This window comes from Mucilaginibacter sp. PAMB04168 (assembly GCF_039634365.2).
Lineage (GTDB): Bacteria > Bacteroidota > Bacteroidia > Sphingobacteriales > Sphingobacteriaceae > Mucilaginibacter.
The window spans coordinates 3,725,721-3,752,557 of sequence record NZ_CP155079.2 but is presented as its reverse complement, the minus strand read 5'-3'; the positions used below and the strand labels follow the sequence as shown (position 1 = coordinate 3,752,557).

Sequence of the window (26,837 nt, the reverse complement as noted above, 5' to 3'; positions counted from 1 at the left end):
AGCTACTCCTTTTTTGTTACTCGTTAAAAAGCTTGTGCCTTAATTCGGCCGATATGTCATCGGTTATTTTGATTATATCGTCGGCTATCTGCGTGTTATTCACCACAATTTTATCACATGTTTCGCGATAGGGTAACAAGTACTCCTTATAAGCAGGTACTACATGGTTGTGCCATTTGTACATTACGTCGTCATTCGAGTAACCCCGCTCTTCCAAATCGCGTTTAAGGCGACGTTTAAGCGCTACATCTTCATCGGTCTCTAAAAATATTTTGAGGTCAAGCTTTTCGGCAATGTCCTTAAAATGCAGAATAAATAAACCTTCCACAATCAGTATGGGTGCGGGTTTAATTTCCAGCGTTTTAGGTACTGCAGTAGGGTTATTGAAAGTATACTCTTGTTTCAATACCGTTTCATAATTCATCAGGCTTATGATGTCATCATGAAAATGTTTGCTGTCGATAGTACGGGGCAGGTCGAAGTTATACAACTTGTTTTCTTCGGCCGTCATATTGTGGGCAACCGGGATGTAATAATCATCCTGTGACACGAGGCATACTTCATCAGCCGTAAAGTGCTGCAAAAAACATTTTAAAAAGAAGGTTTTGCCCGAGCCGCTACCGCCGGCAATACCAATGATGTAAGGCTTATTGTTGCTCACTTGGCGTTCCATAGCTAATATTTACTTGAAAACGCTTATCAAGCGCACCTAAGGCATCGGCTGCACTTTTAGTGAGCACAATGATTACATCTTTAGTCATTTGGTTATCGGTAAAACGGCCTACCACTTTGGCGTAAGTGGTACGGTTAGTCATAGGATTGGTAATCTTAAATACGGTACCTATTGGCGCAGTTTGGTGTAAAACCAGTTTCTTGTTTGGGTCAAGGCCTAAACCTGCATCATCAAAATAGGTAGCTACGCCTTTCTCGTTCCGTTCGGTTAAGCCATAACGGTTAGCCGGTAAACGGCGCTCAACAGCACTAGTGTCGGTTTTGGCAACAAGAATAGAATCACGCTTGGTAACTGCAGGTGCGGTTACAGGTGGTGTTGTAACTGCGGCCGGTTGTGTTGTAGTGGTTTGGGCAACTGGCGGCGGCGTTGCAGCTGTGGTTACTGCGCGTATTTGCAATATCTGACCCGGGTACAGACTGCTTGATTTTAAATTATTTTGGCTAATAATATCCTCAACCCGAACGCTGAAACGCCTGGATATAGCGTATAATGTTTCACCGGCCGATACTTTGTATTCGGTAATAGCTCCGTTGGCAGTACCCTGATTGATTGTACCTGTGCTGGCTTGCTGCGAACCGGCTATAACAAAGGGCTGTTCGGTTGGTACTTTAATAATACCACCAACCCTAAGCGAAGCATTGTTGTTGTATTGAATAATAACACCGGGTTTAATGTTATACCGGCGACCAATTGAGAAATAGTTATCCTTGGGTTCCAGTTTATGCAGAATGATCTTTTTGCCATCCTGGTTTTCGACGCCAACAGAGTCGAGCAGGGGGCGGGCTATTAGCGGTGCAGTTAGCAATGATAATACACCTGCCAGTACAGAAATTTTCAATGTCATGTTTAAACTTTTCAGCTATAAATTCAATACCTTAATCTCTACTTTGTCTTTCAGGTAGATAAGTTGATTATGGTATAAAACAAACGCCTCGGGCTGCAATTTTTGTATATTGGTATTTAATATATCTTCAAAAACTAACTCATCATCCTGGTAAAGGTATAAGTACTGCCTTAGCTGGCCTGCCCAAAACGCGTGCAAAGATACAATTCTTAAGCTATTGTGCTCTACGTAATGCACACTGTTACGGTGGGGCTCCACCGGAAGTTTTGGAAAATTGTCAGGCAAAGGTATAACTTGCGGAAGGATGATCTTGTTGTCGGCCACTATATCAATAGCCGCATTGTAATTACGTTGTACAGCGCCTGTTTTAATGTTTGCAAGCTTATAGCTGGGTGGCTGCAGCCGGTTATCGAACACGACAGGGCCGTTAGCACTTAGGTGGTCAAAAGTGTAGTTAAAGTTATGCCAAAGTACTTGTCCGTTTTCGGCTTCAATAGCTGCCAGGCCTTTGTGTGCCGGGCTGCCGGCTGTTTGGTAGTAATGGAGCAGCAAAACACCGTCATAAGCAGTTTCAATACCGGTTAACCAACTTTCATCAATGGTGTGATTTTTAAAATAAGTTTTACCGCTGGTAAGGCCAAGTGCGGCAAAGCTTACTTTTCGGTCTTCACTTTTACGTATTTCAGCAAACAGAGTATGAGTTACAGGGTCTATTTCCATGCGCCATACTTCTCCATCAAAATGCTCGGCTATCAACAGCTTTAACTGAGTCATGTTTAAAAGTAGTCTTTTTATTTAAATGTTAGCTTTTTTGAAACACTTACTTTAGGTTTGTGTTGAAAATCTAACTTTATAAATACAAATCGTACCATGGATGCAAAAGAAATAAGCCTCGACGAGAAAGAGGTAAAACCAGTTGTTGATCATTTGAATGAGCTATTAGCAAACTATCATATTCACTATCAAAAAATAAGAGGTTGCCACTGGAATATTAAAGGGCCAAGCTTTTTCACACTGCATGTTAAATTTGAGGAAATGTACACCACCGCGGTACAAACCATTGATGATTTGGCTGAGCGTATTTTAACCTTAGGAAAACCGCCTTATAGTACTTTTGACGACTACATCAGGGTATCTACCATAAAAGAAGTAAACACCATTGGTCAAACCGATACTTTTTTAGTTAAGGCCTTAATTGAAGATATGGCGATACTAATTGAAAAAGAACGCGAAATTTTAGAGATAAGTGCTGCTGCCGGCGACGACGGGACTAATGATATGGTGAACGGTTTTATGCAGTACAAAGAGAAAAACACCTGGATGCTGCGTTCATTTGTAAATGAAGATTAATCTGAGTAACATGTTATCAATAAAAAAAGGGTCGGCTAAAATAGCCGACCCTTTTTTTATTATTGCTTTTTGGTCTTTTAAAATCTTAAGCCCATGGTTAAGAATACGTTGCTGTTTTTACTTTTGATATCAACAACAGGGCTAAAATCACCTATATCATAGGGCAGCTGCGAGTTTGTGCGCCTTACATGGGTATAAGTGGCATCAATATAATAATTAGCAAAACGGTAACCTAAACCGCCACTTGCCGTTTTGATGTCACTTGCATTAGTTTTGGACGGGCTGCCTTGTATACCGAAACCACCTCTTAAAAAGAAGCTTCCAGGTAAACGGGCTTCGGCACCTATACGTGCATTAACGGCCGATTGGTAATTACGTTTAATATCATTGTTATCTTGGGTAACATCATAGTCATCGCTGGTAATTTTGGTGCTGGTATAATCCAGATATTCCACATCACCGGTGATAAAGCCAGCCTTACCCAAAAACACAGCTAAACCACCGGCAACCTTAAACGGTGTACGCATGTTATAACGCGCAGGGTAGGTGTCGCTGTTACGGTAGTTAGCACCACCCACATAGTTGGTGGCCAAGCCCTCATAACTGTTGTCATCAACCGTATACCATGTTGGTGTCGTTACTGTTGCGCCTACACGCACAGCTTCTACCGGTTTGTATATAAAACCAAAACGGGCGTTAAAACCATTTCCCTTAGTAACCTGATCACGTGTATAAGTAGAGATAAAATCGCGATTATTAGCAAGGTTAAAGTTATCTTCTACAAAATCGGAAGTACTGTTGTAACGTATATTGGTAATGCCAAAACCAGCACCTATATACAGCTTGTTGCTGTAGTTAGCACCAAAAGAGAAATTGTATTCGGTTTGGCCGCCGGTTGATGTAATTGTGTTTGACTGGGTACCACCCAAAGTTGTTGCAGGCACATAAGTATTGGGATCTGCATTGTTGTTAATTAACTGATGATTGCGCGCCCAACCTTCCAGGTAACCATCCAAACTAAAGCCATTGTCGACAGCCTGGTTTCCCAGGTAGGCATAGTAATCTGCAATAGAGCTGTTGGGATTAACGGCACTATAATAAGTGTTCTGATAAAAATTATTAGTGCGGGCATATGATGCGCCAAAGTTTACACTTAACCAGCCCTTAGTTTTATCCTCACCCCGACCTTTGTTTAATTTACCGTAGAAAACTACAGATGCATTATTAAAATTAGCATCGTTTCGTTTATCGTTAGAGTTACCGGTTAAGTAAGAACTATTGCTTTTACTCATGTTAAACTCCGGTGTAATACTAAGTTCCGAACGGGTAAAAAAGCCCAGTCCGGCTGGATTGCTACCAATGGCGGTCAAATCACCGCCAACAGCAACGTTAGCATTACCGATTGCCTTAATACGCGATGTTGAGCCGGCCTGCGACCCCGAAAAGCGTATGGCATCTTGCGAATATTGAGCAAAAGCCTGCTGTGTAATGGCTACTGTAGCCATTGCCAGTAATGAATATTTGATTTTCATTGAAGTATATGCAATAAGATATTAAGGTCTTGATGGACGGCCGCCTCCTCTGCTACCACCACCGCCGCCACCTGATGATGAACTACCGGATGATTGTGAACCAGAAGACATGCTCCGGTCTACAGAAGCTGGTTGATAGGTTGGGCGACTAACCTCAGTACGTTGCGGGCGGTAAACTGGCTGAGGGCTTGCAGCGCCGCGTGTTGGTCTTGCGCCGTTGCCACCATAAGTGTTGCCTTCTACGCTGCTGGTTCTGCGGCCGGGATAGCTCATTGTGTTTGGATAATTGCCATTATAGCCAACCGGACGGCCGGATGTGCGGCCTCCTGTATTAGAACTAGGGAAACCTGATCCACGGTATGGACGTGCCCTGGCTACCGTATTGTTAGCCGAGTAAACACCCCAGTAACCGCCGCCATAGCCGTACCCAGTACCCCAGTAGGAGTAAGGTGAGTATAAGCCACCGTAGCCATAGCCTAAACCATAGCCATAACCCCATGGGTTATATCCAAAGCCGCCGTAACCGTACCCGCCGTAACCATAGCCTAAGCCAAGGCCCAAACCCCAGCCCCCGCCGTATGACCCAACGCCGGCATAGCCGTATGGGTTATTGTAAGCATATGGCGAATATCCGTAATAGTAATCATCATAATAATCAAACGGTGAGTTGTAACCAAAACGATTTATACGTGATGAATAGCTATCATAATAGTAATAATAATCATCATCGCCGGTGTTGGATTGTGTGTACAGGTCGCCACTTACGGGCTGGCGGTAAACAGGCGCCTCGCCGGCTTCAGCCTTGCTAAAATAAACGTCATCATCAACTTTCTGATTAGACGCAACTTTATTGGTGGTTGAACAGGAAGCCAGTGCTAGTGCACTTAAAAGAACGAAGGTGTGCAGTATGTTCCTTTTCATTTTATAGGGAAGTTAAAAGTTGAAGTTTAAAAACATAATTAATTTATAAATTTGACGCAATATAACACATTCAATAGTCAAAATCTATTCCACAAAAGTACATATGAGCAAGGGGATTATTAGTAAAGACGAAGATTACTCGCAATGGTTTAATGACCTTGTAATAAAAGCTGATCTTGCCGAATATTCACCGGTAAGAGGCTGCATGATCATTAAGCCATACGGCTATTCCATTTGGGAAAAAATGCAGGCCGCGTTGGATAAAATGTTTAAGGATACCGGGCACAGCAATGCATATTTTCCGCTGTTTATACCAAAATCTTTCTTCTCAAAAGAAGCGAGCCATGTGGAAGGATTTGCTAAGGAGTGTGCGGTTGTAACACATTACAGGTTAAAGAACGATGGTGAAGGGAACATTATTGTTGATGAGGATGCAAAATTAGAAGAAGAACTGATTGTTCGTCCTACCTCTGAAACCATCATCTGGAATACCTACCGTGGGTGGATACAATCTTACCGCGATTTACCCATTTTAGTTAACCAGTGGGCTAACGTGGTACGCTGGGAAATGCGTACACGTTTATTTTTACGTACCAGTGAATTTTTATGGCAGGAAGGCCATACCGCACACGCCACAGCCGAAGAAGCTGTAGCCGAAACAGAACAAATGCTGGAGGTTTATGCCGACTTTGTGGAGAACTGGATGGGCGTGCCGGTAGTAAAAGGCCGTAAAACACCTAACGAACGTTTTGCGGGTGCGTTAGATACCTATTGTATTGAAGCGTTGATGCAAGACGGAAAAGCTTTGCAGGCAGGTACATCGCACTTCTTAGGTCAGAACTTTGCGAAAGCATTTGATGTAAAGTTCACCAGCAAAGAAGGTAAGCTCGATTATGTTTGGGCCACCTCATGGGGCGTATCAACCCGCTTAATGGGCGCGCTTGTGATGACGCATTCTGATGATGCCGGTTTAGTATTGCCACCAAAATTAGCGCCTATACAGGTTGTAGTGGTGCCTATTTACAAGCATGATGAGGAACTGGAGAACATACGTACCTACGTTAAAGGTTTAACTGCCGAGTTGCGTGCAAAAGGTATCTCCATAAAATTTGATGACCGCGATACACAACGCCCGGGCTTTAAGTTTGCCGAGTATGAGCTGAAAGGTGTGCCGTTGCGTATAGCCATAGGCAGCCGCGACATGCAGAACAGCACGGTTGAACTGGCACGCCGTGATACCAAAACCAAGGAGACCGTAAACCAGGAAGGCTTAGCCGACCGTATTGAAAAGCTGCTGGAAGAGATTCAGGCTAATATTTACCAAAAGGCATTTAATTTCAGAGCCGAAAACACCACCGAGGTTGACAGCTACGAAGAATTTAAACGTCTGCTGGACGAAAAACCCGGCTTCCTTTCTGCCCACTGGGATGGCACGTCTGAAACCGAGCAACGCATTAAAGAAGAAACTAAAGCTACCATACGCTGCATACCTTTAAACAACAAACAGGAAGAAGGCAAATGCATTTTAACCGGCAAGCCATCAACCCAAAGGGTGTTGTTTGCAAGAGCGTACTAAATTGAGTTAGCGGTTGCCTGTTGCAGAAAGTATCTTGGATATATTAAGATTAACATAGGTAGCAGACAACCGGGTAAAGAAAACATAAACATGAAATTCGCAACTAAAGCTATACATGCAGGCCAGCACCCCGACCCAACTACGGGTGCGGTGATGACGCCTATTTATCAAACGTCAACCTATGCACAAGCCGCGCCGGGCGATCATAAAGGTTACGAGTATTCGCGCGGTACTAACCCTACGCGTAAAGCGCTGGAGGATTGCCTGGCGGCCTTGGAAAATGCAAAGTACGGCCTGGCCTTTTCAAGTGGCATGGGCGCTACTGATGCGGTAATGAAGCTATTAAAGCCAGGCGATGAGGTAATAACCAATAATGATTTGTATGGTGGCTCTTACCGTATCTTCACCAAAATATTTGCTAACTATGGCATTAAGTTCCATTTTGTGAATTTGCATAAACCTGAAATTATCAGTGAGTATGTAAACGCCAACACCAAAATGATATGGATCGAAACGCCAACTAATCCCACCATGCAGGTGGTAGATATACAGGAAGTAGCCGGCATAGCCAAAGCCAGCAATGTATTGCTGGTGGTTGACAATACTTTTGCCTCGCCATACCTGCAAAACCCAATGGATTTAGGGGCCGACCTGGTGATGCATTCAGTTACCAAGTACATTGGCGGTCACTCTGACCTGGTTATGGGAGCTTTGATGATGAATGATGAGGACTTGTATAAACGCTTGTGGTTCATCTATAACTCTTGCGGTGCTACACCGGGGCCAATGGATAGCTTTTTGGCGCTGCGCGGTATTAAAACGCTGCACCTGCGCATGAAAGCCCACTGCGAAAACGGCCGTGCCGTTGCCGAATTTTTGAAAGATCACCCTAAGGTGGAGCGCATTTTTTGGCCGGGCTTTACCGATCATCCAAACCATCATATTGCCGCAAAACAAATGCGCGATTTTGGCGGCATGATCTCCATTGTGCTTAAAGGAGCCGATTTAAAGGAAACTTTCCGAATTGCCTCTAACTTCAAAGTATTTACACTGGCCGAATCATTAGGTGGCGTTGAATCGCTCATTAATCACCCTGCTACCATGACGCATGCCTCGATACCCCGCGAAACCCGCGAAGCAGCCGGCGTGGTAGATAACCTGCTGCGCATCAGCGTAGGCGTAGAAGATATTGAGGATTTGCTGGAAGATTTGAAGAACGCATTAAGCTAGAATCAAGAGTAGAGAGTCAGGAAGCAGGACATTTAAGTCATATTAGGCAATATGGATCTTAGTCTTGATTCCTGACTCTTTATTCTTTACTCTCCATACATGGTTACCGATATTAAAGCCTTTCTCGATTCTAAAGTAGCGCAGTACAACCGGCCGGAGTTTATTGAAAACGACCCTATTATAATCCCCCACCAGTTTACGCTACAGCAAGACATCGAGATCATGGGCTTTTGGGCCGCTACACTGGCCTGGGGGCAGCGGGTAACCATCATCAAAAAATGCCGGGAGTTGATTGCCTTGATGGATGGCGCTCCGTATGACTTCATTGTCAACCACCAGGAGCCCGACTTGAAACGTTTGCTTAGCTTTAAGCACCGCACTTTTAACGATGTTGATACCCTTTACTTCATAAGCTTTTTTAAACAGCATTATAAGCAATATGAGAGCTTGGAGGATGCGTTTTTACCCCCTGGCCGCCCGAAGGTGGAGCAGGAGTTGCCAAGCCCCGAATATATTTTCTCTTTAGAGAACAGGGAAGGAGCCGGCTTGGAAGCTGAAGCTATGCTCAATCATTTCCGTTCATACTTCTTTTCGCTGCCCGATTATCCGCACCGTACCAAGAAGCATGTATCATCGCCATCGCAAAAATCGACTTGCAAGCGGCTGAATATGTTTATGCGATGGATGGTACGTAAGGACGAGCAGGGGGTAGATTTTGGCATCTGGAACCGCATCAATTCGGCAGAACTGGTTTGCCCTTGCGATTTGCACGTAGACCGTATAGCACGCAGGCTGAAACTCATTACCCGCAAACAAACCGACTGGCAAACCGCTCTCGAACTTACCGAACACCTGCGCCAGTTTGACCCGCTCGACCCGGTAAAATACGACTTTGCACTGTTTGGACTGGGGATAGAGGAGCGCTGGGGGCTGGATAACATACTGGCAGGCTTATAAGAGTTAAGAGTAGTTGATTGGTTAGAAGCAAGACCGTTATTTTTCGCCACGTGGTTTTGTCGGTACTAAATTTAATCTGCGTTCAAACCCGTGTTAATGTGGGAAAAGAAGCAACCTTTACCTTGAACATTTCGTGTGCACAGTGAACACTGATCTGTGTTTTCCCGAACATGAATTATGCTTATCAGCTAATTGCTGCTGCACGCTTAAATGTTCCCATCAACCTTTGGTTTTTCCATTAATAAGGCTTGTTCTTGCCGTACTATGATGCTTCTGATGCTACGGAGAGCCTGTAATTGCAGTTTGGCGCCAAAGTATACATCCCACTCCATTAAATTAAATGTGTGCTTGAACTGAAATCCTTTACGGCTGGCGGTAAGCACAACCGCCTTGGTAGGAATGTGAACAGCTCGTAAATCCATTTCATCAAAAAAGTCTTTGAAAAAGCTGCTTACAGTCTCTTCCAGTACATTGAGCGTTAAATCAATTTCCATGTTTAAATTAGTTTTATAAAAAGGCCCGTCAAATACATGACGGGCCAGGATCGGCTAGTACTAGTATGATCTTCACCGCTATCACAAAGCGTTTTTTGCTTTCAATAGACATTTTTTTGACTATTAAGAAATAAAAAGGTTTAATTAGCTGTTTAAGCGCCTGCTTTAGCGAACCGATGCGACAAAATTCAGTATATTCAATTATGCAAAACTATACGCAATCTGCAGGCGATACGGAACTCATTGCGGCCTTTTTAAGCGGAAAATCCGAACAGACGCTTGCTTTGTTCCAATACTTCGTACAACAATATGCACGGCTGGGAAACATCATGCTTCATCCTACTAAAACCATGATTGCCATAGGTCATCCCGATAAACGTGTAGCCTGGATAACGCAGCTAGGTAAGAATTTTATAAATGTAGTATTTCCTTTTAAAGAAGCCTATTACGATAATTTATGCTTCACCAAAATTGGCCTGGTACCTGGTAGCACAAGTCAGGTTAATCATCATTTCAGAATGTACAGTACAGATGACCTTACAGATGAGGTGCTTAAATTTATGCGGTTGTCATTAGAGCAGCATTAATCAACAAACTGCCGGAGGTGCTGTCTAAGTTCTGTTCTGATTTTGTCATAGTTTTTTGGCGACTCATCCTTAAAATCCAGCGTCCGTACTTCTTCCCAATTAGGTAGTACAATAGCCGGCTTGCCGCCATATTTAATTAACGTGCCGCGTACCCGGGCATATTCACCTAACATGTCGGTGTAGTTTTTTAAATACTTTAAGCCAACGGTATTATCTTTTACTATTACTGCAAGCTGGTGTTTAGGGGGGTGATCGCCTATATATATCAATGTGGTTTTAGTGTTCGCTATTTTTCTGATTTCGTAAACTTGTCCGTCCACATAACCATACCGGCCAATGTTTGCCGCAGCCTCTTCAGCTTTAATAACTTGCGCAGATAGCTTTGATGTTAGTAATAGGAGCGTTGCTAAATAAACTAATAGTTTCATGCATTGAATAGGAATATCTTTGTATTGATATTATCGATAAGGCTTCCGGAGCCAATTCCCACGGCATGCACTTTAAGTACAATTCGGTACAAGCGTTTTAAATTAATTACCGCGCCACCGTTCACAGGGTTAGACTGCCAATTAGTATGCTAACGGGCATTAGCCTGCTGTAAAGCCAACAAATCTACTTCGCCCGCACACACCCAGCCTCAAAATGCGTTATACTTGCTGTACCAAAACATGACCATAGCGCAAATACTACAGCATTACTGGAAACATGAGGCTTTCAGGCCGTTGCAGCAGCCCATTATCGAGTCGGTAATGCAGGGGCGCGATACGCTGGCCTTGCTGCCCACGGGTGGGGGTAAATCGGTTTGCTACCAGGTGCCGGCCCTGGCTATGGAGGGTATTTGCCTGGTTATTTCGCCTTTAATTGCCCTGATGAAAGACCAGGTAGATGGCCTGAAGGCAAAGGGTATTGAGGCTGTTGCCATTGTATCGGGCATGGGTAAGCGTGAGGTAGATATTGCACTGGATAACTGCATTTATGGCCCGGTGAAATTCTTGTATCTCTCGCCAGAACGGTTGATGAGCGACTTGGTTAGGGAACGCATCAAGTACATGAAAGTAAACCTGATTGCGGTTGACGAGGCGCATTGCATATCACAATGGGGATATGATTTCCGTCCGCCTTATTTGCACGTGGCCGATTTGCGGCAGCTGCACCCCAAGGTGCCCATCCTGGCCCTGACAGCGACGGCCACAGCCGAGGTAAAGGACGATATACAAGATAAGCTGCTATTCAGGGAACGCAATGTTTTTCAGCAAAGCTTTGAGCGGCAGAATATAAGTTACCGGATACAACATGAAGAAAATAAGCTTCGCCGTATGCTGGAGGTGGCGCGAAGCGTAAACGGCAGCGGCATTGTTTATGTGCGCAGCCGAAAGGAAACGACCGAACTGGCCCGCTTCTTTAACGAGAACGGCATCCCGGCCGATTATTACCATGCAGGCCTGAGCGGTGATTTGCGTACCGCCCGGCAAGAGCAGTGGAAAAACAATCATATACGGATTATAGTAGCCACTAACGCCTTTGGTATGGGTATTGACAAGCCCGATGTGCGCTATGTAATGCACAAAGATTTGCCCGAAAGCCTGGAAGCCTACTATCAGGAAGCCGGTAGGGCGGGGCGCGATGAGCAAAAAGCTTACGCCGTGCTGTTTTATAACGAAAACGACCGCCTTAAACAGCAACGTAAATTTGAAGTAGCATTTCCAACCGTAGAAGAAATTAAGCAGGTATATCATTACCTGGCCAATTATTACCAGCTGGCCTATGGGGCTGGCGAGGGTATGAGCTTTGATCTGGATTTGGCTGATTTTAGCAGTCGTTTTAAGCTCGATGCCTTGAAAAGTTTAAATGCGCTTAAGTTTTTGGAACAGGGCGAATACCTGTCATTCAACGAAAGCGTTTTTCTACCTTCCCGATTTCAATTTGAGATAGGACACGAGGAACTATATAATTTCCAGATACAAAACCCGGCTTGGGATCCTTTTATAAAAACGCTGCTGCGCTCATACGGTGGCGCATTTGAGAACTATACCCGCATGCGCGAGTTTGATATTGCCCGGCGTACTAACCTCAGCGTACAGCAGGTAACTGATGCTATGCAGCAGCTGAATGACTTTAGTGTTTTAACCTACCTGCCGCAAACCGATAAACCGCAGGTTACCTATCTTAAAGCCCGCCAAACGTCAGACCATTTATGGATTGACCGCCAATACCTGGAAAACCGTAAGGCCGTGTACCGCAAAAAGATGGAAGCCATGCTGGGCTATGTAACCCACAATCAATGCCGTAGCCAGCAATTGTTGGCATATTTCAACGAGTTGAACGCTCCAAAATGTGGCGTGTGTGATGTTTGCCGCCGTGAGAAGCAGGCCCAAAACGCTGGTCAGTTGCAGGGCTTAATTACCGAAGAAATACTTCAGCTCTTAAACACTGGCCCTTTGCATCTCGAACAGCTGGTTACCTCGCTTAAACACGGCAAAAGTGCCGACAGACTGACCGTGATCAGGCAGTTGCTTGATAACGGTCGGGTTAAAAGCAATGGCGAAGCTTATTACCTCTGATGCTGTTTTCACCTAAATAGGCTTACGGTAAGTGGTAACTCCCGGAATAGCAAATTTAAAACCCAGTGTGAGCTGGTGAAACATGTCATTACTTTTACCGCTGAGGTTACCATCCAATTTATCGCCAATAAGGTAATTGAATTGATACCCTACATCAATTTTCATGAATGGTTCATCCTCTACAAAAATCTTAAACTCATAACCCAAACGAGCCGGAATAAACATTGAATAATCAACTACCTTATCATAGCCTGTGGTATAGCTGCTACCGGATGCAGCAATAGTGTTTACGTTTGATCGGGTATAAATAACGCCTATACCCGGACTGATATACATATTTTTTAAAGTGTTTAAAAAACTGCTGCTGTTATAATCTACAAACTCGCCCAATTGAAACTGTACCCTGAAACTTGGCGCCAGATAGTTGGTTTTAAAATCTCTCTGTAACGAGTTAGCATAGTTACTGTTTCCCATAAACTGACCGCCTTGTATCTCTGCAACGTAATTTATGTAAGGTGTTTGGTTGTAAGTTATGCCTGCCAAACCAAGAACGGCAACATCTGAGTTTCTTTCATCGGTAAATGACTTGCTGATACCTCCGGATATGCTGAAGTCAAATCTGGAAAATTGGTTAATGACCTGGCCTTTTGCAACCAGCTGTAGCAAAATAAATAAGGCTACGAAATAAGATTTTTTCACAAGTTTAACGCTATATAAATTTTTGGTTAAACTTATTAATATATAATTAACTCCAGGCAGGGAAAACTACTCAATTTTCATATTTATCCAGCCGGTGTTTTCGTTATCATCAGTAATTAAATAATAGTTTTTGAACGAGCCTCTGATAGCCACCTGCGTACCGTTGGCCAGGGTTGCTTTACGGGCAGCCGTTACACTATCCGGTGCATCTAACAGCGGCCGGGCTTGATTGAGGGTAATACGGCGCAGAGTAGCTGTTGCTGTGGTTACGTTACGGCTTTGTATGTAGCCCTGCGTACCGTCAGGAAGGGTGGCTTTGTACCAGCCGTCTGTGGCTGCTTCAATAGTAAGTGGTGTGCTAATGGGTACGGATTGGCGGGTAAGTGCCTTGTCAGTCGGTTCGATATGTAGGGCGTTGTTGCGGGCGGTTGTACGGGCCGTGGCATTGAGCAATGTTAACGAGGCGCTGATAGGAGGTGGAGACTTTACTTCACGGTCGACAAAAATCAGCGGATCAATTGCCCCACCGTTAGTGTAAATGCCAAAGTGCAGATGCGGCGGTGTAGTGCGGGCATTACCAGTGTTACCTACCAGCCCAAGGGTGTCGCCTATGCGTACAGTTTGTCCGTCTTGCACCAATTGTTTGTCCAGGTGGGCATAATACAGCGTATAATCGCGGTTATCGGGGTGCATAAATACTACCAGGCCGCCCAAAGTGTTTTCGGTGACCCTGGTTACCGTGCCATTGGCAGCAGCAATGGCTGGTGTGTGTTTGATAGCAAATATATCAACGCCCTCGTGCCGTCGGCCGCCGTTATCGCGCCCATCGCCCCAAAAGCTCCCTATATGCGGCTTGCCGCTTGATGAGACCGGAAAGTTGAGTGAAGGGCCGGAAGTGATGGTAAGGGTGTATTCGCCGCTGCGCAACAATTCTGGCTGAAGGCGTAATATGTATTTACCGTTCTCCTTAACCTCGTATTCCAAGCTGCGGCCGTTAGTATCTGCCGAGGCTAAAACTTTTTGTTCGGTCGCGCTTTGTTCCTGCAGCAGATCTATATAGATGGAGAAATTGGTCTGCGGCTTTTTAGTTAGGCTTATGTTTAGCTTTTGCCCACGCCGGGCATCGAATCGCAAAGCAGTAACTGGTATTTTTTCGGCCGAAAAATAACCGGTTTCCTTGTATGGAATGCTAATGTTTAAAGGATTGCTAACGCTCAGCTGCCCTTTTTGCAACCAGGCGTTGCCCATAGCTGAGCGTTCTAATCCAGCATCTTTCAATCGTTGGGCATAGGCATCATGTGGCGACAGTTTGTTAAACAGTGCAAGCGGGCCTCTTTTGCTGCAGGAGCAGCAAAGCATTGCTGTTAAAAAGATTAAAAAAAGGCAGGCAAAATGATTTTTCATCACCAAAGTTTAATTTCTTAAACCTGATGTATGATGAAAGGTTTTAAAGTATGGAACGTAGTACAAGTAACAGATTTGCATCAGTTTACATAGCGCTACCTGCCCAGCCATATTTCTATATATCCAGGCTTTGCCTTGGCATCTACATAGTATTTGGCTGCAAAGTTTGATGCGTCAAATTTAAATCTTACAAATTCTGCTATTTTTTCAGCCTGTTGCTGATCAGACATGTTGAAATACCTAACCTCCGGTGCATCGGGCCGACCAACATCAATGATATTTTTTGCTCCCATTACTTTGAAACCAGCTGAAGTAAGTTTGCTGTTAAGGTCGGTAAATGCTATAGCCTTATTTTTACTGCCTGTTAGTAAATAAAGTCTGGCGTTATTTATTATAGGCGGTTCAAGAGATTGGGCTGCTGCCGGTTTAATTTGGGGAATGGTCTCCGGGTCTTTTTCGCTTTGCAGTATGTACCTGCTTACACTATCCCTTACATCTGATTCTTTAATTAAGTTGGTATGAACAAGCAGCTTAAGTGTTTGTAAACGTTCTTCGGCAGAACTCGACTCCAAAGCCTTTAACACCAGATCCGACTGATATTTTCTTTCCGCAAGCTGAACATTCCAGTAGCCTTGAACGACGCCTCCCACAATTGTCCCTAATATGGCAAATAAGCCCGATAACGTGATAGTAATTAATGGTAAATTCTTATTCTCCATAACCGGTTGGCTTACTGCTGCTTATAATCAAATATAACAACAGTAAAAGGTGTAGGCGAAAACTTTTTTACTTGTGTAGCAAAATGGATAGTAAGAGTACAATGTTTCTGCACTCGTAATGACAGCTAATTATTTAGTAGCCTGTTTTAGCTTTTCCAAATCTTCAGGCGTATCTACCGCTTGTGTTTCTAGCTCCGTTTCGGCTACTTTAATGCGGTAACCGTTCTCAATCCAGCGTAATTGCTCCAGGCTTTCGGCTTTCTCTAATAACGAAACAGGTAAACGTGTTACAGCCCGCAACACCTCCGACCGGAAGCCGTAAATACCAATGTGCTTGAAGTAATCAAAATGTTCAAACCACTGTTCCGGCTCCTGACCACGTATATGCGGTACCGCCGAGCGGGAGAAGTAAATGGCGTCTCCCAGCTTGTTCACAATTACCTTCGGCGAGTTGGCGTTATGCAGGTCGGCAGCAACCGTAATCTTTTTAATTAGGGTAGCTATTTGTGTACCAGGAGTGTTAAAACAGGCGGCTACTTTACTGATTTGTACCGGATCGATATAGGGCTCATCGCCCTGTATGTTGATGACGATCTCATATTCGGGATGATTAGCTGCTACTTCGGCGCAACGGTCGGTACCACTTTGATGGTCAGGAGAAGTCATTACTGCCTTGCCACCAAAGTCATGAATGTGATTGAGGATGCGCACATCATCGGTAGCCACAATAACTTCATCCAAACTTGCGCATTTAACACACTGCTCGTACACCCGTTGTATCATTACTTTGCCGGTAATATCAACCAGTGGCTTACCCGGAAAACGGGTAGACGCATAACGTGCAGGTATAATGCCAAGTATTTTCATGTGAGTAAAGTTGTTGGTTGTTTGAATTGAGAAGAAGTTAAAAACTGCTTAATCACTCACCGATCAACCTATCAGGCTAAAACAATCCGTTTATTTCGCCTTCAATGCGTTCAATAATTGTGGCCAGGTCTTCGGTGTTATTGGCAAAATCGAGGTTATCCATATCTACAATGAGTAGTTTGCCCAACTTATAACCGGATATCCATTTTTCGTATTTTTCGTTCAATTTAGATAAATAATCCAACCGGATGCCAATTTCGTACTCGCGGCCACGACGGTGTATATTATTAACCAATTTAGGTATGGAGGCCTTTAGATAAACCAGCAGGTCGGGCGGGTTTATGAATGATGTAATATTCTCAAAAATGGATTGGTAATTATCATAATCGCGGGTATCCATCAGGTCCATATCGTGCAGGTTCTCGGCAAAGATGTAGGCATCCTCATAAATGGTACGGTCCTGGATAATATTTTTTTGGCTCTGCTGTATATCAGTAATCTGGCGGAAACGGCTGTTGAGGAAGTATATTTGCAGGTTAAAGCTCCAGCGTTTCATATCCTTATAAAAATCTTCCAGATAGGGGTTGTTATCTACCGCCTCGTACTGTGGTTCCCAACCGTAATTTTTAGCTAATAAACTGGTAAGGGTAGTTTTACCCGCACCTATATTTCCAACAATTGCAATGTGCATTTGGTAAAGTTAATAGTTATTGTGTTACTAAGTTAACAGGATAATTGAGATAGCGGCTAATTTTATAGTTGCGGTTTTATATACGGCAATTAATAACTATTAACCAACAGCTCAATAATAACTTTAAAAGTTTCTGAATCCTATTATTTCCCGTACCTCTCTAATAGTTTTTTGCGCACTTTCGCGGGCTTTAGCGGCGCCGTAGCGGGCTACCTGGCGTAGGTAGGCCTGGTCATTGGCTATATCATTTATTTTTTCGCGAATGGGCGCTGTGGCTATAATCATATCTTCGGCCAGTTGTTTTTTTAAATCACCGTAACGTATTTGCATCGTATTGTATAAGCCGTCAAAATGCTCATAAGTATCCGTAGTTGATACCACCTTCATGAGATCGAATAGGTTTTGAATTTCGGATGGCTTCTCCTGGTTTTCGGTAGTTGGGCCGGCGTCGGTAACAGCTTTCATTACCTTTTTGCGAATCACCTCCGGAGAGTCTGACAAGTAAACAGCGTTACCTTCGCCTTCCGATTTGCCCATTTTGCCCTTACCGTCCAATCCGGGGATTTTGACCAGGTTGCTGCTGTAGTTAAAAGCGTAAGGCTCGGGGAAATATTCGGTGTTATATAAACGGTTAAAACGATTGCCAAACGTGCGGGCCATTTCCAAGTGTTGCTCCTGGTCTTTACCCACAGGTACTTTGGTGGCTTTATGGATGATGATATCGGCTGCCATTAACACCGGATAGGTAAGCAAACCAGCGTTAACGTTATCAGGGTTGGCGCGTACCTTATCTTTAAATGAGGTGGCTCGTTCCAGCTCGCCCAGGTAAGCGTTCATGTTAAGGTACAGGTATAGCTCTGCTACTTCGGGTACATCACTTTGTACATATATAGTGGCGCGTTCAGGGTCGATGCCTGCGGCCAGGTACTCTACCAACACCTGTTTTACGTTGCCATGCAGGTTGGCAGGGGTAGGGTGTGTGGTGAGTGAGTGTAAGTCGGCAATAAAAAAATAGCAATTGTATTCGTGCTGCATTTTAATAAAATTCTGGATAGCACCATAATAGTTACCCAAATGCAGTTTACCGGTTGAACGAATACCACTAACAACAGTTTCCATAATGGGGCGAAAGTAAGGAATTTTTATATTTTTGGCATCGATGAAAAAACTATTGAGGAAAGTACACAGTCATTTTTACCGCTATGGCGTGGCTTTTTTCTATTTTTTGTTATGGCCCTTTCTCTTTTACTTTTCGCGTAAGCCGGAGCGTTATGGCTCCATGAATGTGTTTCGCCGCATATGGGGTTTATGCAGCTCCTCAATGGCCGGTATTTTTTATCGGTTCCGGTTCGAGGAGCCTTTAGATTGGAGCAAAACTTACATCATTTGCTCAAACCACACCTCCAACCTGGATATTACGGCCATGAGCATACTGGTCAAAAGTAACTTCTGTTTTATTGGTAAAGAAGAGTTGCTGAAAAACCTCGTGACCAAAATATTTTTTAAAACCATTGATATACCGGTGAACCGAGACAGCAAGATGTCATCGTTCAGGGCGTTTAAAAGTGCGGCCGAGCGCTTGCAGCAAGGCATGAGCATGGTAATTTTTCCGGAGGGCAAAATACCTGATGATTACCCGCCCCGTTTGCATGAGTTTAAGAACGGGCCATTCAGGCTGGCCATTGAGCATAAGGTACCCATTATACCGGTAACATCCTTAAACACCTGGAAGGTACTTTGGGACACCGGTTTGGAACTGGGCAGCCGCCCGGGTATTTGTGATGTTTACGTGCATAAACCTATAGAAACCGCTAACCTTACCGTTGATGATGCTGATGCATTGCGCGATGAGGTATATGCCTTAATAAACCGTAAATTTGAAAGCTATGCAAATTGATAAAGATACCGTTGCCAAAATAGCTCACCTGGCCAGGCTCGAAGTGAATGAGCAAGAAACCGAGACACTCATGACCGACATGAACAAAATCCTGGACTTTATGGCTAAGCTAAATGAGGTTGATACAGAAAACGTAGAGCCCCTGATTTACATGACCGACGAGGTAAATACCTTGCGCGAGGATGTGGTAAAGCAAGAAATAACGCACGACGAAGCGCTGCTAAACGCCCCTCAGCAAGACGGCAAGCACTTTTTGGTGGCTAAAGTTATTGAGCAGAAGAGGTAACGATCACAAAGTGCAATGTACGGTTATAGATGTGCAGATGTATTAGGAATTAACGAGCGCGACCTTTGGTACTTATCAAAATTTTTATGAAGACCGAAAAAGAAAAAATGCTGTCGGGCGAGTATTACCTGGCCAATGATCCCCAACTTTTAAAAGAACGTACCGACTGCAAGCGCCTGCTGCATCAGCTCAATGTTACCGAGTATGTAGTGAGTGATAAAACCAAAGCTATTTTGGCTAAACTCATTCCCAATGCACCGGCAAGCCTTTATATCGAACCTCCCTTTCATTGCGATTATGGTTATAATATTACTTGTGGCGAGAATGTGTACTTCAACGTTAACTGCGTAGTGCTTGATGTAATGGAGGTGAAGTTAGGCTCGAACGTGTTTTGTGCACCGGGCGTACAAATTTATACCGCTACGCACCCGCTGGATGCCGAGTTTCGCCGGAGTAAAGAGAATGCCGAACCTGTTACCATAGGTGATGACTGCTGGATAGGTGGCGGCGCTATTATTTGCCCGGGTGTTACTATCGGGAATCGCTGTGTTGTAGGCGCAGGTTCGGTTGTTACAAAAGATATTCCGGATGACTCTTTAGCAGTAGGCAACCCGGCTAAGGTAATCAGGAGCTTAAAGAAGTAACAAATTATTATTAGGCTTTTAGGCGTGCTAAACTATATGTGCTTAGGCTGTACCTAAATTGTTTAAATACTAACTGCTTTAAAGAACATAATCTGTTTGTCACTTTGTCATGCATCACTTGTGGCAAGCTATTTGATTATTATATATTTGTTAAAACATAAACAATAGAAATCATGGCTGTAGAAATTACTGACGCTAACTTCGAAGAATTAGTGTTAAAATCAGATAAACCAGTTTTAGTTGACTTTTGGGCAGAGTGGTGTGGTCCTTGTCGTATGGTAGGCCCCGTAGTTGAAGAGATTGCTAAAGAATATGATGGTCAGGCCATTGTAGGAAAAGTAAACGTAGACAATAACCCCGGTGTGTCCATGAAGTTCGGCATCCGTAATATCCCCGCCTTGCTGTTCTTTAAAAACGGTGAGATCGTAGATAAACAAATTGGTGCAGTGCCTAAATCAGTATTAACCGATAAACTGGCTAAACAACTGGCCTAAGCCCGGTTTATAATCATATAAAAAAAGCGTTACCTTAAAGCGGTAGCGCTTTTTTTATTTACTTTAGTTGCAATGGCCCAGCTAAATAATAATCAGGAGATCCGTCAATTAGCCAACCTCGAGTTGCTGGCCCGCCAGGTGGTGGAGGGCTTCATTACCGGTTTACACCAAAGTCCGTTTCATGGTTTTTCTGTAGAGTTTGCCGAACACCGTTTGTATAACAGCGGCGAATCGGTGAAGAATATTGATTGGAAACTTTTTGCCAAAACCGATAAATTGTTTGTGAAACAATTTGAGGAGGAAACTAATCTGCGTAGCTACCTATTGCTAGATACTTCATCATCTATGAATTTTCCGGAAAAAGGTTTAAGCAAACTGCAGTTTTCAGTATATGCCATTGCCTCGTTAATGTACCTGTTCAAAAAACAGCGCGATGCCTTTGGGCTGGGTTTGTTTGCTGACAGGATTGACTGGTTGAGCGCGGCCCGTTCTACCTCCACACATATGTATTACCTGTTTGCGGAATTGGAGAAAGCTTACAATCAGCCCAGGCAAGGTACGCAAACCAATCTGAGCAATGTAATACACCACATTGCTGAGAATGTGCATCAGCGTTCCATGATTATAATTTTTAGCGACATGCTAGAGAACAGCATGGATGCCAGCAAAAGCCAGGACCTGTTTGCTGCATTGCAGCACCTTAAATACAACAAACACGAGGTAATCATATTCAACGTAAATGACCGTCGGCACGAGCTTGATTTTGACTTTGATAACCGACCACACCATTTTGTAGATATGGAAAGCGGGCAGGAAGTGAAGGTGCATCCGGGCAGGGTACGCGAAAGCTATCGCCAGGCCCTTAACCAATACCGGCATGAACTCGAACTGAAGTGTGCGCAATACCAGGTAGAGCTGGTTGATGCTAATATTGACGAAGGATATAATAACTTGCTGAAAGCTTATCTGGTGAAGCGTAACAAGGTGATTTGAACGTGTACCGCCAGTGCGTAAGCACTAATATTTCAAAAACCTAAAACTATAGTGAATATAATTTGCTTTAGATAAGATGTTAAACCAGCTTTTTTTTAAGAGCGGGTACTAAATTTGTTGCGTTAAGTTTTTAGCCAATATACTACTGATATAATATATTATTCCCCATATGAGACTTTCCATCGAGCGTAAGGCTGTTAAAGTAAATCCTGATCCGAAGCGTGTTATTGCCCGATTCTTTTTTAATGGTAACGAACGTTCAAAAGATGTAATACAACGTGTAATGGAGGTGGATGAAGAAAGGGTGTTTAGCCTCATCTCTCCGCTGCTGCAAGAGTATTCCAGTCGTCACCGTAACATAACCCGTGTGCTTAACCGGCATTGTGCCAAGCTCAAGCACCTGTTTACCGAGTTGGAAATCGATTTCGACTCGTTAAGCGTATACCGTAAGTTATTGATAGGCTCGTACTTTACGCATGAGTATTCTATTGAGTCGGCAGCATTTTTTAACCCATCTATTATTGAAGACCCCGACCAAAGTGATTTGGAAGCAGGTGAGCGTCGGGTAATTATTAGTTTTAGGGCAGTAGGTGAGGGCCATATTTCGTCCATTACTTTCCGCCGCGCACTTTTTGATAAAAACAATAATATTACCGTGATGCCAGCTGGTAATTATATTGATGAGGCCGAGATTGTTCGTAATGCGGTTTACAATAAAAAGCTGTTTTTCGAAAAGGCTACTACAACGCAAATTAATGTTGATGTACTGAAGGAGCTCGAAGAAAAGCTGGATCATCATTTTGAGTACACTAATTTGCGCCGCTTAATTCAGGATTCGCAAAGCCTGCAGCATGATGATATGCGCAAACTGGAGTATGATAAAGTGCTTTGGCTGGCCGATTCTTATTATGAGATCGTTTTCTCACTGGATACCGATATATCCGACCGCGTTATCTTCCCTATTTCGGAGTATGAACGTAAGGGTATTGAAGACGCCCGTTTTGTAAAGTTTATAAACGATGATGGGAGCTGGTCGTACTATGCCACTTACACCGCTTATGATGGGGCGCTGATTATGCCAAAATTGTTGCAAACCAACGATTTTATAAACTTCCGTATCATGCCGCTTTATGGTGCAGGCGCACAAAATAAAAATCTGGCGCTGTTTCCGCGTAAAATAAACGGTAAGTATGTTATGATGTCGCGTATTGATGGCTGCAACAATTACATTATGTACTCAGATAAAATAAACATCTGGGAAAAGCCAGAGGTATTGCAAAAGCCTAAGTTTAGCTGGGAGTTTATCCAGATAGGTAACTGCGGTTCGCCTATTGAGACAGAGGACGGTTGGCTGGTGATTACCCACGGCGTAGGTCCTATGCGTAAATATGTTTTAGGTGCCAGCCTACTTAAACTGGATGATCCGGCAATAGAGATTGGCCGCCTTAAGGAACCACTACTGACGCCTAACAACGATGAGCGTGAAGGTTATGTTCCTAACGTTATTTATTCGTGCGGTTCAATAGTTCATAACGATAAACTAATTATTCCTTACGGCTTATCTGATTATTCCTCATCATTTGCTGAGGTAGATTTGAAAACATTGCTGAACAAGCTAAAAGAGGATGGTGTATAATTCACATCATTGATAAAGCAGAAAGGCTAACCATTAGGTTAGCCTTTCTGCTTTTGTACAATTGCGAATTCTGCGGACTAGTGTTAAAAATAAAAGCCTGCCAATGGCGGGCTTTATTTTTGGATACCAAGAAGTCACGCGCTACACGTGCAAAATCTTCTCATACAGGCTATAGTAATCGTTTACCATTTTCTCACTCGAGAACTGATCACCTGCCCAATCCCTGCAATCTTGCCGGTTAATGGTGTTAAGGTTTGATACGGCTTTCACAGCTTCATCTGTAGTATTTACTAAAAAGCCGGTTTGTTCGTGTTTAATTAGTTCAGGCATCGACCCTTTGCTGAAAGCTATGACTGGTGTACCACAAAGCATCGCTTCGGCCACGCTCATACCAAACGGTTCGTTAAAATTAATGGGATGTAACAGTGCAGCCGCTTTACCTAAAAGCGCATTGCGTTCTTCTGGTCCGGCGTGGCCCACGTACACAATCTGCTCATTATCAATAAATGGTTCTACTTTTTCACGATAATACCCGGCATCTTGTATAATGCCCGCTATCAAAAGTTTTCTATTGCTTTTAAGCGCTATTTCAATTGCCTCGGCGGTGCCTTTGTCATGGTGTATACGGCCAAAATACAGCAGGTAATCTTCTGCCTTTGGGCTAAAGGCAAAGTCTGCTGTATTCAATCCGTTATAAACTGTAGCCAAATAATTCAATTCAGGGCTACGGTCGGCATTACTTATAGATACGTAATGTGACGTAGCGTTGTACTTTTTATAAACCGGTATAATACGCTGTGATGAAAAACCGTGTATGGTGGTTATCACCGGTGTTTTAATAAGCCTGGAGTAGGTTAGTGGCAAAAAGTCAAAGTTGTTGTGTATTAAATCAAATTGCCCGGCCTTTTCCATCAGGTTACTGATGTGCAGGCACTCAAGCACCTTGGCGTCCTGGTTACGGTCTTCCTCGTAACCTGTAGAACAAACAGCATCAAGTTTGCCTGCAGTTATAGAATCGCCGGTTGCAAATAAGGTGACTTCCACGCCTTTTGCTACCAGTCCCTCGGCTATGTTAGAGGCTACTTGTTCCCATGGCCCATAATGCCTTGGCGGTGTGCGCCATGCAACGGGTGATAAAACGGCAACCCTCATTTAGCAAACTTCAGCTTTCTGCCCAAACTTGTTATACTCGTACTCCAGTTCAAAAGCTTTTAATACCGTAAGGTGCGATATCATATAAGCAAGTGTACTTTCGGCACCCTGGTTACGGTTAATACCGGTAGGCATCAAGCCATCGCAGCAACCCTTAGTTTCATGGTCATACAATGGTGCGCGCAAGGTATTTTCTCCAAGAAACCATTTGTAGCTCAAGAACATTTTTTCAATGTATTCGGGCTTGCGTAAGGTTTCATAAGCCTGGAAATACATTAGTACCATAGCCATGGTCTCAATAGCTTGCTGATCAAAGGTAGGGAAGGTGCCTCCCCGGTAGTACCAGCCATCATTACCAATAGGGCTTAAATAGCCGTTTGATAAAGTAAGCTTATCTAAAAAGGCCATCGATTCAAGGGCTATCTCTTTAACCTTTTCGTTACTGGTTATTTCGTACGAATGTAATAGTGCTAACGGTAAAATAGCGTTGTCATAAGTCATTACCTCTTCAAACCATTGCCACTCCGGGCTAGCAGTCTTTTCGTAAGCCTCTATTAATGGAGCAGTAAGCCTGTTGAGCTCATTCATCATGCCTTCATCGGTAGGCACAGCCTTTAAGTACAAGCATATCCCAATAATGGTGTTAGCCATGCCCCTAATGTGCTGCAGCTTTTGAAAGTGCGGGAATGAGCGATGAAAAAGCTCCATGGCAAACTCGCGGTATGAATTGTGTGCTGCGCAACCAATCAGGTGCCCCAGCGCCCAAATAGTACGCCCAAATGAATCCTCTGAACCAACCTCATCCAAATAGCGGCGGTCAAAGCTCAGGAAATTACGGAAGTTGCCATCATCGGTTTGCATATAATGGATGTAGCTGAGGTATATTGGCAATAACCTGAAAGCCTCGGGGCTTTTATTACGCTGATAAGCCATCAGTGCCATAATTAAAGCACGTGCGTTATCATCTAAGCAGTATCCTTCTTTTAAATTAGGTATGCCGTATTTAGCATGCTGTACAATACCGGTATCATCAGTTAAGCGTAATACGTGGGCCAGGTTAAAGGCAGGCATAATTTCTGGGTCAACAATACTGTTACGCAGTATCTTATCTCTAAAATCATGACGGCTGCTGGCCTCTTGTGCAACTCTGATATATTCGGCGCCAACTACCGGCCAACGTAAGTGCAGGCCGTATTCGTAAGCATTTTGTTTTATTTCGTTCCATTTGGCTTCATCGTCAAGTAACTCGTTAACGGTGTCGGCAAGTGCGTCTGCATCTTTAAAATCAAACAGGCAGCCGCGGCCATCGGCCAGCAGCTCGGTAGCATGCCAGTAAGGAGTTGATACCACAGCAGCGCCCGCACCTACAGCGTAAGATAAAGTACCGCTGGTAATTTGCGCCTCGTTATGATATGGCGTAACATAAACAGTCGCAGCTGTTAGGTAGTCAATCAGTTCTTCCTCGGCCACAAACTTGTTAATAAAGCTTAAGTGGTTTGATACCTTTAGCTGAGCAGCCAGGCTTTTTAAGTAATCGCGGTATTCCTCGCCAGAGTGCTTTACAACGCCCGGGTGAGTATTTCCTAACACCACATACATTACATCGGGGTGCTTAGCCACAATTTTGGGCAAAGCTTTTACTACCACTTCCAACCCTTTGTTACGGCTTATTAAACCGAAGGTTAAAAGCACTTTTCTGTTTTTAAATGCGGTAAGCCCTTTAACCGGATTTAGCATAGGCGCTTCCAGGTCAGGCACACCGTGTTCAATAATTTGTATTTTTTCGGCCGGTATATCGTAAATAGTGGTTAAAAACTCAACAGCACGTTTACTCATCACTATAATTTTGGCCGATTGCTCAGCAATTTCACGGATGATGATCCTTTGTGCGTAGCTAGGCTCGCGCAATACGGTATGTAAGATTGAAATTAGCGGTTTTTCTAAACGATTAAGCAATGGCAGTATATAAATACCGCTTTCGCCGCCGTAAATACCAAACTCATGCTCCATAATACAAACATCAGCAGTACTGGTGTTAATGTAATTTGCTGCACGGATATAATCCTTTTGGTGGTTCTGTCTTATAACATACTTTACCTCCTGTGGATATTCATATTCCTGCAGACTTTCCGAATCATTAACCGCAACAACATAACCGCCGTCAACAAGTGATTCGCGGTTAGGAAAGTTGGCGCTGATTGCACGCATCAGGTTTTGATTGAATGTAGCAATTCCGCACTCGCGGGGAGGATAGGTGGAGATGTACGCTATTTTCATTTTATATAAAAGTATCTGGTGTTAACCGTTAATATTATGTTGGAACAGATAAAGTAATGCAGTAATATACACTTTGACTATAAAACAGGGCAATGGCCGCTCATCGATACTGCATATTCAGGGCTATAGCCCGTATAGAATAATATCATGCAATATATCGCACAAATTGTACCAAAATGTTCCAATTTTAGTGTTTTACGTACACTAAGCCGTATGAATTAAAGAAACGGATGTAGTTTGTTTAATTAAGCAGTCGCATAACCAAATGTAGCAAGCCTTGGCTTACGTCGTAA

27 protein-coding genes are annotated in these 26,837 nt (G+C 43.7%); 12 read left to right on the top strand and 15 right to left on the bottom strand.

Annotated elements, in window-relative coordinates:
* Positions 1–16: 16 nt before the first annotated feature.
* The 3 genes from ABDD94_RS15870 to ABDD94_RS15860 are packed head-to-tail and all read right to left on the bottom strand — an operon-like array spanning position 17 to position 2,351.
* Positions 17–673, bottom strand: a complete 657-nt coding sequence (locus tag ABDD94_RS15870; protein ID WP_345953087.1) for a uridine kinase — start codon at positions 671–673, stop codon at positions 17–19.
* Entirely contained in the window at positions 648–1,577 is a 930-nt protein-coding gene (locus ABDD94_RS15865) for a LysM peptidoglycan-binding domain-containing protein (protein ID WP_345953086.1), read from the bottom strand. The genes ABDD94_RS15870 and ABDD94_RS15865 overlap by 26 nt, the downstream gene beginning before the upstream one ends.
* Positions 1,578–1,592: 15 nt before the next feature.
* Positions 1,593–2,351, bottom strand: coding sequence for a DUF4905 domain-containing protein (locus ABDD94_RS15860; RefSeq protein ID WP_345953085.1), 759 nt, complete (start codon positions 2,349–2,351; stop codon positions 1,593–1,595).
* A 96-nt stretch (positions 2,352–2,447) separates the two neighbouring features.
* Here ABDD94_RS15860 and ABDD94_RS15855 point away from each other — a divergent pair, with 96 nt between their 5' ends.
* On the top strand, positions 2,448–2,927 hold the full coding sequence (locus ABDD94_RS15855; protein WP_345951120.1) for a DNA starvation/stationary phase protection protein: 480 nt from the start codon (positions 2,448–2,450) through the stop codon (positions 2,925–2,927).
* A gap of 77 nt (positions 2,928–3,004) precedes the next feature.
* Here the strand turns inward: ABDD94_RS15855 and ABDD94_RS15850 are convergent, their stop codons facing one another.
* Together ABDD94_RS15850 and ABDD94_RS15845 are read right to left on the bottom strand one after the other, a co-directional pair.
* Complete coding sequence (locus ABDD94_RS15850) at positions 3,005–4,459, bottom strand: hypothetical protein (protein WP_345953084.1); 1,455 nt, start codon at positions 4,457–4,459, stop codon at positions 3,005–3,007.
* A 21-nt stretch (positions 4,460–4,480) separates the two neighbouring features.
* Positions 4,481–5,380: a hypothetical protein gene (locus ABDD94_RS15845; RefSeq protein ID WP_345953083.1), complete on the bottom strand. Its 900-nt coding sequence runs from the start codon at positions 5,378–5,380 to the stop codon at positions 4,481–4,483.
* Positions 5,381–5,483: 103 nt separating this feature from the next.
* On the opposite strand from ABDD94_RS15845, the gene proS reads away from it, so the two are divergent.
* From proS to ABDD94_RS15830, 3 genes are all read left to right on the top strand, one after another.
* The gene (gene proS / locus ABDD94_RS15840) at positions 5,484–6,956 is read left to right on the top strand and encodes a proline--tRNA ligase (protein WP_345951123.1); all 1,473 of its coding nucleotides are present in this window, start codon (positions 5,484–5,486) and stop codon (positions 6,954–6,956) included.
* Positions 6,957–7,046: 90 nt separating this feature from the next.
* Positions 7,047–8,186: a cystathionine gamma-synthase gene (locus ABDD94_RS15835; RefSeq protein ID WP_345953082.1), complete on the top strand. Its 1,140-nt coding sequence runs from the start codon at positions 7,047–7,049 to the stop codon at positions 8,184–8,186.
* 99 nt (positions 8,187–8,285) lie between these two features.
* Positions 8,286–9,143, top strand: a complete 858-nt coding sequence (locus ABDD94_RS15830) for a TIGR02757 family protein (RefSeq protein ID WP_345953081.1) — start codon at positions 8,286–8,288, stop codon at positions 9,141–9,143.
* Between the two features lie 206 nt (positions 9,144–9,349).
* Here ABDD94_RS15830 and ABDD94_RS15825 read toward each other — a convergent pair whose 3' ends face one another.
* Positions 9,350–9,637, bottom strand: a complete 288-nt coding sequence (locus ABDD94_RS15825; RefSeq protein ID WP_345953080.1) for a hypothetical protein — start codon at positions 9,635–9,637, stop codon at positions 9,350–9,352.
* Between the two features lie 203 nt (positions 9,638–9,840).
* Between ABDD94_RS15825 and ABDD94_RS15820 the strand changes: the two genes are divergently transcribed.
* On the top strand, positions 9,841–10,224 hold the full coding sequence (locus ABDD94_RS15820; protein ID WP_345953079.1) for a hypothetical protein: 384 nt from the start codon (positions 9,841–9,843) through the stop codon (positions 10,222–10,224).
* Here ABDD94_RS15820 and ABDD94_RS15815 read toward each other — a convergent pair.
* The gene (locus ABDD94_RS15815) at positions 10,221–10,652 is read right to left on the bottom strand and encodes a hypothetical protein (RefSeq protein WP_345953078.1); all 432 of its coding nucleotides are present in this window, start codon (positions 10,650–10,652) and stop codon (positions 10,221–10,223) included. The genes ABDD94_RS15820 and ABDD94_RS15815 overlap by 4 nt on opposite strands.
* Positions 10,653–10,892: 240 nt before the next feature.
* Here ABDD94_RS15815 and ABDD94_RS15810 point away from each other — a divergent pair, with 240 nt between their 5' ends.
* Positions 10,893–12,785, top strand: a complete 1,893-nt coding sequence (locus ABDD94_RS15810) for an ATP-dependent DNA helicase RecQ (RefSeq protein ID WP_345953077.1) — start codon at positions 10,893–10,895, stop codon at positions 12,783–12,785.
* Between the two features lie 12 nt (positions 12,786–12,797).
* Here the strand turns inward: ABDD94_RS15810 and ABDD94_RS15805 are convergent, their stop codons facing one another.
* The 6 genes from ABDD94_RS15805 to trpS form a co-directional block, all read right to left on the bottom strand.
* Positions 12,798–13,484 (bottom strand): hypothetical protein, encoded by a 687-nt coding sequence (locus tag ABDD94_RS15805; RefSeq protein ID WP_345951130.1) that lies wholly within the window; start codon positions 13,482–13,484, stop codon positions 12,798–12,800.
* A 66-nt stretch (positions 13,485–13,550) separates the two neighbouring features.
* Positions 13,551–14,888, bottom strand: a complete 1,338-nt coding sequence (locus ABDD94_RS15800) for a peptidoglycan DD-metalloendopeptidase family protein (RefSeq protein WP_345953076.1) — start codon at positions 14,886–14,888, stop codon at positions 13,551–13,553.
* A gap of 95 nt (positions 14,889–14,983) precedes the next feature.
* On the bottom strand, positions 14,984–15,607 hold the full coding sequence (locus ABDD94_RS15795) for a hypothetical protein (RefSeq protein ID WP_345951132.1): 624 nt from the start codon (positions 15,605–15,607) through the stop codon (positions 14,984–14,986).
* A 129-nt stretch (positions 15,608–15,736) separates the two neighbouring features.
* Positions 15,737–16,474, bottom strand: a complete 738-nt coding sequence (kdsB, locus tag ABDD94_RS15790; protein WP_345953075.1) for a 3-deoxy-manno-octulosonate cytidylyltransferase — start codon at positions 16,472–16,474, stop codon at positions 15,737–15,739.
* A gap of 76 nt (positions 16,475–16,550) precedes the next feature.
* Complete coding sequence (locus ABDD94_RS15785) at positions 16,551–17,165, bottom strand: deoxynucleoside kinase (RefSeq protein ID WP_345951134.1); 615 nt, start codon at positions 17,163–17,165, stop codon at positions 16,551–16,553.
* Between the two features lie 123 nt (positions 17,166–17,288).
* Positions 17,289–18,284, bottom strand: coding sequence for a tryptophan--tRNA ligase (trpS, locus tag ABDD94_RS15780; protein WP_345951135.1), 996 nt, complete (start codon positions 18,282–18,284; stop codon positions 17,289–17,291).
* Positions 18,285–18,324: 40 nt separating this feature from the next.
* On the opposite strand from trpS, the gene ABDD94_RS15775 reads away from it, so the two are divergent.
* The 6 genes from ABDD94_RS15775 (at position 18,325) to ABDD94_RS15750 (ending at position 23,115) form a co-directional block, all read left to right on the top strand.
* Complete coding sequence (locus ABDD94_RS15775) at positions 18,325–19,062, top strand: lysophospholipid acyltransferase family protein (RefSeq protein ID WP_345953074.1); 738 nt, start codon at positions 18,325–18,327, stop codon at positions 19,060–19,062.
* Complete coding sequence (gatC, locus tag ABDD94_RS15770) at positions 19,052–19,348, top strand: Asp-tRNA(Asn)/Glu-tRNA(Gln) amidotransferase subunit GatC (RefSeq protein WP_345953073.1); 297 nt, start codon at positions 19,052–19,054, stop codon at positions 19,346–19,348. The genes ABDD94_RS15775 and gatC overlap by 11 nt, the downstream gene beginning before the upstream one ends.
* A gap of 86 nt (positions 19,349–19,434) precedes the next feature.
* A complete protein-coding gene (locus ABDD94_RS15765; protein WP_345953072.1) occupies positions 19,435–19,992 on the top strand; it encodes a sugar O-acetyltransferase in 558 nt (185 codons plus the stop codon).
* Positions 19,993–20,165: 173 nt separating this feature from the next.
* A complete protein-coding gene (trxA, locus tag ABDD94_RS15760) occupies positions 20,166–20,486 on the top strand; it encodes a thioredoxin (protein WP_345951139.1) in 321 nt (106 codons plus the stop codon).
* Positions 20,487–20,558: 72 nt separating this feature from the next.
* Positions 20,559–21,479, top strand: coding sequence for a DUF58 domain-containing protein (locus ABDD94_RS15755; RefSeq protein ID WP_345953071.1), 921 nt, complete (start codon positions 20,559–20,561; stop codon positions 21,477–21,479).
* A 169-nt stretch (positions 21,480–21,648) separates the two neighbouring features.
* On the top strand, positions 21,649–23,115 hold the full coding sequence (locus ABDD94_RS15750) for a glycoside hydrolase family 130 protein (protein WP_345951141.1): 1,467 nt from the start codon (positions 21,649–21,651) through the stop codon (positions 23,113–23,115).
* A 141-nt stretch (positions 23,116–23,256) separates the two neighbouring features.
* On the opposite strand, the gene ABDD94_RS15745 is transcribed toward ABDD94_RS15750, so the two are convergent.
* The gene (locus ABDD94_RS15745; protein WP_345953070.1) at positions 23,257–24,267 is read right to left on the bottom strand and encodes a glycosyltransferase family 4 protein; all 1,011 of its coding nucleotides are present in this window, start codon (positions 24,265–24,267) and stop codon (positions 23,257–23,259) included.
* Positions 24,268–26,544 (bottom strand): glycosyltransferase family 4 protein, encoded by a 2,277-nt coding sequence (locus ABDD94_RS15740; RefSeq protein WP_345951143.1) that lies wholly within the window; start codon positions 26,542–26,544, stop codon positions 24,268–24,270.
* Between the last annotated feature and the right edge of the window lie 293 nt (positions 26,545–26,837).